Annotated in this window: 1 protein-coding gene; it reads right to left on the reverse strand. The window is 39.3% G+C overall.

Annotation, left to right across the window (positions count from 1 at the left end):
- Positions 1-104: 104 nt before the first annotated feature.
- A complete protein-coding gene (locus ACFIMU_RS08775; RefSeq protein ID WP_375697043.1) occupies positions 105-509 on the reverse strand; it encodes a hypothetical protein in 405 nt (134 codons plus the stop codon).
- Positions 510-534 lie beyond the last annotated feature (25 nt).

Raw genomic sequence — 534 nt, forward strand, 5'->3', positions numbered from 1 at the left:
ACCAAGATCTCCTTTTTTGACATCATCAAAATCCCTTAAAGCACGAATACGGTGAAGAGTTTTTCCATCAAACTCAATTGTCTCATCAGTTAGTTCGTATTTTTTCACCATGATTTTTCTCCAGTGGACATGACGTTATCGCCATAAATATGCGCATCACCATAAATCTGTGCATTGTCATAAATATGCGCATCATCAAAAACTTGAGCATCACCATAAACCATGGCATCACAACAAACCTTGGCATTATCTCTAATTATTGATTTTTCGAATATCTGTGCATTCCCAAAAACCTTAGCGTTATTACAAACCGCGGCATCATGCCAAACCCAACAACCGCCCTCATGAGAGAGGTTACCCTCATGCTCAATAAAACCACCAACGTCACCTTTAAAACCACCAACGTCACCTTTCTTGACTCTTCCAAAGTTTCTCAATGCACGAATGCGGTGGAGAGTTTTGCCCCCAACTTCGATTGTTTCATCAGTCATTTCGTATTTTTTTTCCATGGTTTTACTCCTTTAAGTTAGATTC

The organism is Bartonella sp. AC70YNML (genome assembly GCF_042196545.1).
Taxonomy (GTDB): Bacteria; Pseudomonadota; Alphaproteobacteria; order Rhizobiales; family Rhizobiaceae; genus Bartonella.